This is a genomic window from Micromonospora sp. DT229 (assembly GCF_049844505.1).
Lineage (GTDB): Bacteria > Actinomycetota > Actinomycetes > Mycobacteriales > Micromonosporaceae > Micromonospora.
Map to the genome: position 1 here is coordinate 376,423 of NZ_JBNCLD010000007.1, position 6,447 is coordinate 382,869.

The 6,447-nt window shown below is 68.6% G+C and carries 4 protein-coding genes; 2 read left to right on the plus strand and 2 right to left on the minus strand.

The annotated features are described in order from the left end of the window. Nucleotides 1-16 precede the first annotated feature (16 nt). The gene (locus ACLQ2T_RS14595; protein WP_425766628.1) at nucleotides 17-1,027 is read right to left on the minus strand and encodes a peptidoglycan-binding domain-containing protein; all 1,011 of its coding nucleotides are present in this window, start codon (nucleotides 1,025-1,027) and stop codon (nucleotides 17-19) included. 167 nt (nucleotides 1,028-1,194) lie between these two features. Between ACLQ2T_RS14595 and ACLQ2T_RS14600 the strand changes: the two genes are divergently transcribed. Beyond that, nucleotides 1,195-2,262, plus strand: coding sequence for a DUF2855 family protein (locus ACLQ2T_RS14600; protein WP_425766629.1), 1,068 nt, complete (start codon nucleotides 1,195-1,197; stop codon nucleotides 2,260-2,262). Nucleotides 2,263-2,326: 64 nt separating this feature from the next. On the opposite strand, the gene ACLQ2T_RS14605 is transcribed toward ACLQ2T_RS14600, so the two are convergent. Continuing rightward, on the minus strand, nucleotides 2,327-3,898 hold the full coding sequence (locus ACLQ2T_RS14605) for a nucleotidyl transferase AbiEii/AbiGii toxin family protein (protein WP_425766630.1): 1,572 nt from the start codon (nucleotides 3,896-3,898) through the stop codon (nucleotides 2,327-2,329). A 552-nt stretch (nucleotides 3,899-4,450) separates the two neighbouring features. On the opposite strand from ACLQ2T_RS14605, the gene ACLQ2T_RS14610 reads away from it, so the two are divergent. Next, nucleotides 4,451-6,447: non-reducing end alpha-L-arabinofuranosidase family hydrolase (locus ACLQ2T_RS14610; RefSeq protein ID WP_425766646.1), on the plus strand; the 1,997-nt coding region annotated here is incomplete at its 3' end.

The following is a 6,447-nucleotide window of genomic DNA, read 5'->3' on the forward strand; positions in this document are numbered from 1 at the left end:
CCGGCCGGGGTGCGGGTCAGTAGGTCACTCGGACACCCATCTGTCGCCACGTCAGCGGGCCGACCACACCGTCCACGGTGATCCCACGGATTCCCTGGTACCACCGCACGCCCGATTCGGTCTTCGCGTCGAACGAACCGGTCGCCGGTCCACACCGCCGCTCGCCGACGAACCGCTGCACGAAGGCCACGTCCTCGCCGATGCTGCCCCGACGTACGGTCCGCGAACCGGGCCGGCGACCGGTCGAGGGCGGGGCGGGTGCGGTCGCCGCCCGCAGTGCGGCGAGGGTCTGGGCGCCGACCACACCGTCGACGGTGAGCCGCTGCGCCTTCTGGAAGTCGCGGACCCAGGTCTCGGTCCGGGGTCCGAAGTCACCGTCGACGGCGAGGTCGCCGCCGAGCCGACCCGCGATGGTCTGTAGTTCCCGCACGTCGCTGCCGGTACTGCCGCGGCGCAGCACCCGGTCGCCGAGTTTCGGGACGACCGCGTCGGCGATCCCCCAGCTCCGGGTGCTGGCCTCCAACGCCCGGTCGTGGCTGACACTGACGTGCAGATGCCGGTCGTGGGGGTTGCTGCCGGTGTACCGGGCGGCGGCGAAGTTGCGGGTCCGGCTCCAGATGGTCCGGTCGAAGATGACGTACTGGGTCGAGGGGTGGACGATGCACCGGCGGACCACCAGCATCGGGTCGATGCCGTCCCGGTCGATGTCCAGGGCGTTGACCGACCCGTTGTCCGCGTCGGGGTTGTGGTCGGACCGGGTGCCCTGGTGCGCGGCGTCACCGATCCAGCCGTCCGAGGTCCGGTCCCGGTTCGGCCAACGCCGGTCCACCTCGTCCCGCAGAATCCTGAGCGTCGGCGCGAGGTGGTACGCCGCCCGCAACCCCGCCGGGTCCTCCGCGGCGGGCTCGGGCTCCGCCTGGTCCTCGCGGTCGAAGAGGTCGAAGTCGACCGCCTCCCCGATCTGGCTTTCCGGGTCCTCGTCCTCCAGCAGCGTGCCCGCGACGGGTTCGTGATGTGCGCTCTCCACCGGTTCCTCCTGTCGGCTCCGGCTGGCGAGTCTCTGCGGGCCACAGACCCAGGCACCAGGGACGACTGTCCCAGGCGACCGGGACGGGGTCGGCGCAGTGGCGTCGAGTGGGATTTTGCACTCTCAGTGCACTTGTCTCCGGTCTGGCGTCTGCCTAACGTCACACCATGGCTGACTCGTGGACATTCGCCGTGGCCCGTGACGACCTCGCTGGCACCACTCTCGTCGACAGCTCCGTGCCCACGCTGGCCGACGGGGAGGCGTTGCTGCGGGTGGACCGGGTCGGGCTGACCGCCAACAATGTGACCTACGCGGTGCTCGGCGAGGCGATGCGCTACTGGGAGTTCTTCCCACCCGAGGCCCGAGGGCTGGACCGGCAGTGGGGGCTTCCGCCGCTGTGGGGCTTCGCCGAGGTGACCGCCTCCACCGTGGCCGGGGTCGAGCCGGGCCAACGGGTCTACGGCTACCTCCCGCCCGCCGGCCATCTGGTGGTACGCCCGCAGCGGGTGGACGCCACCGGGTTCCGCGACGCCAGCCCGCACCGGGTCGACCTGCCCTCGCCGTACAACGCGTACCGGTCGACCACCGGAGACCCCGCCTACCGGGCCGAGCAGGAGGACCTGCTGATCCTGTTCCGGCCGCTGTTCTTCACCTCCTTCATGCTCGCCGACCAGATCATCGACAACGACCACTACGGCGCGCAGTCGCTGGTGTTGTCCTCGGCGTCGAGCAAGACGGCGTACGCCGCCGCCTTCGAACTGCACGGCCGCGGACCGCGCCTGATCGGCCTGACCTCGCCGGGCAATGTCGCCTTCACCCGGTCACTCGGCTGCTACGACACCGTGCTCAGCTACGACGACATCGACAACCTCGACCCGGTGACCACCGTCTACCTCGACCTGTCCGGTTCACCCGCCACCCGGGCCGCCCTGCGCGGCCATCTCGGCGACCTGCTGATCCGGGACATCGCAGTCGGGCTCACCCAACAGACCCCCAACGCCGACGCCGCCGGGCAGGTCTTCTTCGCCCCGGTGCAGATGCGCAAACGCAGCCGCGACTGGGGCCGCGACGGCCTCGACGAACGGTTCACCGAAGCCTGGCAGCGCTTCGTCCCGGTACTGAACGAACGGCTCGACGTGCAGGTCGGCAACGGTCCCGAAGCACTGCGGCACGCCTGGCTGGACGTCCTCGCGGGCCGCACGCCGCCACGGGTGGGCCACGTCGTCCAACTCTGACCAGGCGGTCAGGGGTCAGCTACGTACTGTGGTCGAGCCACGGGTTCGTGTCGTACTGGCGTGGTCAGGTCCAGGCCTGTTCGAGGGCCAGGGCCAGCCGGCTGGTCCACTGCTCGGCGGTGCCGGAGATACCGGGGTACTCGTCGGTGAAGTTGGACCAGTCGACTTTCCAGGACAGCACGGTCTCGGCCGTGAAGGTGTCGGCTTCGGCGCCGAGTTCCGGTCGCATCAGCTCGCGGACGAGGGCCTGGTCGACGGCTGTGTGTTCGGCGAGCAGGACCGCGTCGTAGAGGTCCTTGCCCTGCGGGTACATGTCGGTGGCCAGCCAAAGCAGCTTCCACGCCAGCGCCAGCGAGGCGGGCGCGGCCAGCAACGGCTCGTCGACGCCGGGCAGGATCAGCACCTCTGGTGGCAGCGGAAGTCCTTCGCCGAAGACGATGTCGATCTGTACGTGGCCGTCCGGTGCCTCCGGGGTGCTGAACGGCACGAGCAGGCGGCGTCCGTCAGCGCGTTCGTACGTCCAGATGGCGGCCTCGGTGATCCGGTCTGGTCGCAGGCCGCCGCCGGTCACGGTGCGGATGGCGGTCTTGATGTCATCGAGCAGGGTGCGGGCGTCGGTGCTGTCGCTGGTGATGGTGTGCGGCGTCACGACGAAGTCGAGGTCGCCCGGGTCGCGGGCGGCGTCGCCGGCCCAGGCCGCCATGGTGACGCTGCCGCGCAGGACCAGATGTTGCCCCCAGGCGGTTGCGGCGATGGCCGCCAGGATGTGATTCATTGCGGTACGTCGGGCGCTGGTCCACAGCCGGCCGGTGGCCGGCACCAGGAAGTCGGGTTCGCCGGCGCGGTAGGCGTTCGGGTACTGCTTGAGGGCCGGGTCGAAGGCCGCCCGCTGGCGTACGGTCGGGTCGGTCGGTAGTGGCCGGTAGGTCGGCGGGTAGTCCGGGGAGTCGACCGGCGCGGACCTCATCCTGTTCTCGCGCTCCAGTGCCCAACCGCTCGCCTCCGGCGTCGGCGAGTCCAGCCAGCCGTGGTCGTGGTGGAGGGCGCTGTCGAAGACGACGTACTCCTGCTCCACTGCGGTGGGCTCATGGCCAGCGGCCCGGAGGGCCTCGACGAGCTTGTCCAGCCGATGCCGGGCCGTGGCGAGCCCGACACCATGACAGCGCTGGTTGACGAACCGTTCCTGCGCGCCGTCCGCGAACTCCCGGCGGGCGTTGCGGGACAGCCGCGCCCCGTGTGGCGCGACCAGCTCGGTGAGCGCCACCAGATCCGCGACCGCCGTGCTGGGTAGCAGCAGTTTGACGTGATGCTCGAAGTACCGGCCGTCCGGCTCGGCTGCCGCCTGCTTGTCCGACTGCGGTACACCGATGCACCATGGTGCCGCCTCGATCTTCGAGCGGCATGGGTGAATGCCGGCTGCGCGCAGTTCGCGTTCCCGACGCTGCACCGCGTCCTGCTGCTCGGTCAGGGTGCCTCGCCCGCTCAGGGTGAGCATCGGTTGAGAGGCGTACGCGCCACGATCGAGCACGATATGGACGAACTTCAGGCCATGCTCGCCGGCGAAGGTCCGCAGCTTTTCGGCCTGATTAGCGTGGACCGTGATGTGGATTTCGAAGTCCCCCGACACCTCAAGCATCGGCGGAGTCTAGGGCACGGCCCGCAGGCCGAAGAACTCGATTTCCGGCTACCCGGTCACCGCGCGACCCTACGTCTGAGCCGGTCGCCGGCCACCGGTCGAGCGAAACGCTACCGGTTGCTTACCGAAACTACCGGTTGAAAAGCCGGTAACTTTCTGCCAGCCTGATAGCCACCAATCGATGTGATCGCTAACACGGTCCTCGGCCCCTGGAGGCGCCTCACGGCTGACGCGGCTCACCCGTTCGCCCGGCGACACGTCCACCACCTGTAGTTCCACGCCCCACCACATCGGGCGGACTCATCGGGCGCATTCACCGCCACCCTTGACCTGCTAGTCAGGTGACCAGTGCCGACCGCCTCCCCGGTAGCCCGGGAGGTGGGTGGGCTCATTGTGGGGCGCCGCCACCGCAGCCGCCCCGACCCGCGACAGAGGCTCTCATCCCATCAGTGGAGGATCTGCATGATCTCCCGGACCCGTCCCTCCGGGCGTCGACTTCGAACGCTCTCCGTCTCCGGAACGGCCGCGATAGTTGCGGTACTCGTCGTGTCGATGCTGCCCAATCTCGCCCACGCCGCCGAGTCCACCCTGGCCGCGGCCGCCGCCCAGTCCGGCCGGTACTTCGGTGTCGCCGTGGCGGCGAACAAGCTCAACGATGGCGTCTACACGACGATCTTGAACCGCGAGTTCAACAGCGTCACCGCTGAGAACGAAATGAAGATCGACGCTACCGAACCGCAGCAGAACAACTTCACCTTCGGCAACGCCGACCGGATCGTCAACCACGCCCTGTCCCGGGGCTGGAAGGTCCGGGGTCACACCCTGGCCTGGCACTCCCAGCAGCCGCCCTGGATGGAGCGGATGGAGGGGCCGTCGCTGCGTTCGGCCATGCTCAACCACGTCACCCGGGTGGCGAGCTACTACCGGGGCAAGATCGACTCCTGGGACGTGGTGAACGAGGCGTTCGAGGACGGCAACAGCGGCGCGCGGCGTAACTCCAACCTTCAGCGCACCGGCGGTGACTGGATCGAGGCGGCCTTCCGGGCCGCACGGGCCGCCGACCCGGGCGCGAAGCTGTGCTACAACGACTACAACACCGACAACTGGACCTGGGCCAAGACCCAGGCCGTGTACAACATGGTGCGCGACTTCAAGCAGCGCGGCGTGCCGATCGACTGCGTAGGGTTCCAGTCGCACTTCAACGCCCAGTCGGCGTACAACAGCAACTACCGCACCACGCTGTCCAGCTTCGCCGCCCTCGGGGTGGACGTGCAGATCACCGAGCTGGACATCGAAGGCTCCGGCAGCACCCAGGCCAACACCTTCCGCGCTGTCGTCAACGACTGCCTGGCGGTCCCCCGATGCACCGGCATCACCGTCTGGGGCATCCGGGACAGCGACTCCTGGCGCTCCTACGGCACCCCCCTGCTGTTCGACAACAACGGCAACAAGAAGCAGGCGTACAACGCGACGCTGGAGGCGCTGAACAGCGCCTCCCCGGGAACGACTCCCACGCCCACGGACCCGGGGACCGACCCGACCACTCCGCCGCCCGGTTCGGCGAACGAGATAGTCGGCAACCAGTCGGGCCGGTGCATCGACGTGCCGAACGCGTCACAGAACAACGGCACCCGGGTCCAGCTCTACGACTGCAACAAGCAGACCAACCAGTCCTGGACCCACACCGCCAGCAGGCAACTCCAGGTGTACGGCAACATGTGCCTGGACGCCGCCGGCACCGGCAACGGCGCAGCCGTGCAGATCTACAGCTGCCACAGCGGCACCAACCAGCAGTGGAACGTCAACTCCAACGGCACCATCAGCAATGCCCAGTCCGGGCGTTGCCTGGACGTGTGGAGCACCGCCAACGGCGCCCAGGTTCAGCTCTACGACTGCCACACCGGCGCCAACCAGCAGTTCCGGCTCGTCTCCCTCGGCGGTTCCAACCCGCCGCCGACCTCTCCGCCGCCGACCTCTCCGCCGCCCGGCACCAGCTGTGACCTGCCGTCGTCGTACCGGTGGTCCTCGACCGGCGCGTTGGCGCAGCCGAGGGCGGGTTGGGTGTCGTTGAAGGACTTCACCCACGCCCCGTACAACGGTCAGCACCTGGTCTACGCCACCACCCACGACACCGGCACGACGTGGGGTTCGATGAACTTCGGCCTGTTCTCGAACTGGAACCAGATGGGTTCGGCCAGCCAGAACCAGATGCCCTTCGCCGCGGTCGCTCCCTCGTTGTTCTACTTCGCCCCGCGCAACATCTGGGTGCTCGCCTACCAGTGGGGTGGACCGGCCTTCTCGTACCGGACCTCGACCGACCCCACCAACGTCAACAGTTGGTCGGCGGCGCAGACCCTGTTCACCGGGTCGATCTCCAACTCCAGCACCGGCCCGATCGACCAGGCCCTCATCGGTGACGACCAGAACATGTACCTGTTCTTCGCCGGGGACAACGGTCGGATCTACCGGGCCAGCATGCCGATCGGGAACTTCCCGGGCAGCTTCGGGTCGAACTACACCACGATCATGACCGACACCACGAACAACCT